This window comes from Jatrophihabitans sp., assembly GCF_035474675.1.
Taxonomy (GTDB): Bacteria; Actinomycetota; Actinomycetes; order Mycobacteriales; family Jatrophihabitantaceae; genus Jatrophihabitans_A.
In genome coordinates, this window is record NZ_DATINC010000008.1 from 1 (window position 1) to 2,208 (window position 2,208).

The following is a 2,208-nucleotide window of genomic DNA, read 5'->3' on the forward strand; positions in this document are numbered from 1 at the left end:
CGCCGGCCCCGGGTCTTGGGCTGGGCGAAGATCGCCAGCGCCTGCTCCAGGGTGACGGTGAACAGCTGCTCCTCCGACTCCAGCGACCGGGAGTCGTTGCCGCGCTTGATGTAGGGCCCGTACCGGCCGTTCTGCGCGGTGATCTCGGCGGCAGAGGCATCCTCGGCGGCGGGATCGACGCCGACCACCCGGGGCAGCGTGAGCAGCCGGGACGCGTCCTCCAGGCTCAACGTGTCCAGCGACATCCCCTGAAACAGCGAGGCGGTCCGCTCGCCGTCGGTGACGTACGGCCCGAACCGGCCGTTGCGCCCGGTGATCTCCCGGCCGGTCGCCGGATCGACCCCGATCGTGTAGTCACCGGACGGGGCGGACAGCAGCTCCTCCACCTTCTCCGGCGTCAGTTCGTCCGGCGGCAGGTCCTCGGGCACCGAGGCGCGCCGCTCGGAGTCCGGACCGCCCTGCTGCACGTACGGCCCGTACCGGCCGACCCGCACCACGGTGTCGGAGTCCGGGCCGAACAGCTGGATGGAGTTCACCCCGCGCGCGTCGATGTCCTCCAGCCGCTCGGCGATCAGCTTCTTCAGCCCGCCCTGTGCCGAGATCCGCCCCTCGTCCGGCCGGCGCTCGCCCTCGGCGGCCCCGAAGTAGAACCGGCGCAGCCAGTCCACCCGCGAGGTGTTGCCGCCGGCGATCGAGTCCAGGTCGTTCTCCACCGAGGCGGTGAAGCCGTAGTCCACCAGCCGGCCGAAGTGCCCCTCCAGCAGCCCCACCACCGCGAAGGCCACCCAGGACGGCACCAGCGCCGAACCCTTCTTCCAGACGTAGCCGCGGTCCTGGATGGTCTGCATGATCGAGGCGTAGGTGGACGGCCGTCCGATGCCCAGCTCCTCCAGCGCCTTGACCAGCGAGGCCTCGGTGTAGCGAGCCGGCGGATTGGTCGAGTGCCCGGTCGGCTCCAGCGCCCGCACCCCGAGCGCGTCGCCCCGGGCCAGCTGCGGCAGCCGCTTCTCGCTGTCGTCCCGGCCGGAGTCGGACGAGCCGGAGGAGTCCTCGTCCATGTCCTCGACGTAGGCGCGCAGGAAGCCGGGGAAGGTGATGGTGCGGCCCGAGGTGGCGAACTCGGCCCGCTCGCCGGTCACCGAGGTGCCGGCCAGCCGGACCGAGACGGTGGTGCCGACCGCGTCGGACATCTGCGAGGCCAGGGTGCGCTGCCAGATCAGCTCGTAGAGCCGGAACTCCTCCGACGACAGCGCCGAGGCCAGCTGGCCCGGGGTGCGGAAGGTGTCGCCGGCCGGCCGGATCGCCTCGTGCGCCTCCTGGGCGTTCTTCACCTTGCGGCTGTAGTGCCGCGGCTCGGCCGGGACGTAGGCGTCGCCGTACAGGTCGCGGGCCTGGGACCGGGCCGCGGTCAGCGCCGTCTCGGACAGGTTCGTCGAGTCGGTACGCATGTAGGTGATGTAGCCGTTCTCGTACAGCCGCTGGGCCACCCGCATGGTGACCTGGGACGACCAGCGGAGCTTGCGGCCGGCCTCCTGCTGCAGCGTCGAGGTCATGAACGGCGGGTAGGGCCGGCGCCGGTACGGCTTCTCCTCGACCCGGGTGACCGCGAAGTCCGCGTCCGCCAGCCGGGCGGCCAGCCCCCGGGCACCGGACTCGTCCAGGTGCAGCACCTCCGAGGAGGCCCGGCCGGTCGCCGGGTCGAAGTCCCGGCCGGTGGCGATCCGCTCGTCGCCGAGGGCGACCAGGGTGGCGCTGAAGGTCGCTGGATTTACAGCATCACCCTTCGGGTGAGCGGTGGGGCTGAAGGTGCCCTCGATATCCCAGTAGTTGGCGGTCCGGAAGGCCATCCGCTGGCGCTCCCGCTCCACCACGATCCGGGTGGCCACCGACTGCACCCGGCCGGCCGACAGCCTCGGCAGCACCTTCTTCCACAGCACCGGCGAGACCTCGTAGCCGTAGAGCCGGTCCAGGATCCGCCGGGTCTCTTGGGCGTCGACCAGGTGGGCGTCGATGTCACGCGGCTCGGCCACCGCGCGGGCGATGGCGGCCGGGGTGATCTCGTGGAACACCATCCGGCGCACCGGCACCGACGGCTTGAGCGTCTGCACCAGGTGCCAGGCGATCGCCTCGCCCTCGCGGTCCTCATCGGTGGCCAGGTACACCTCGTCGGCGTCCTTGACCAGCGCCCTGAGCTTGCTGACCTGCTGC

1 protein-coding gene is annotated in these 2,208 nt (G+C 71.8%); it reads right to left on the reverse strand.

The window, feature by feature from the left end; translation table 11 throughout:
• A partial coding sequence (gene topA / locus VLJ82_RS00425; protein WP_408661343.1) for a type I DNA topoisomerase occupies window positions 1-2,208 on the reverse strand: 2,208 nt, incomplete at both ends.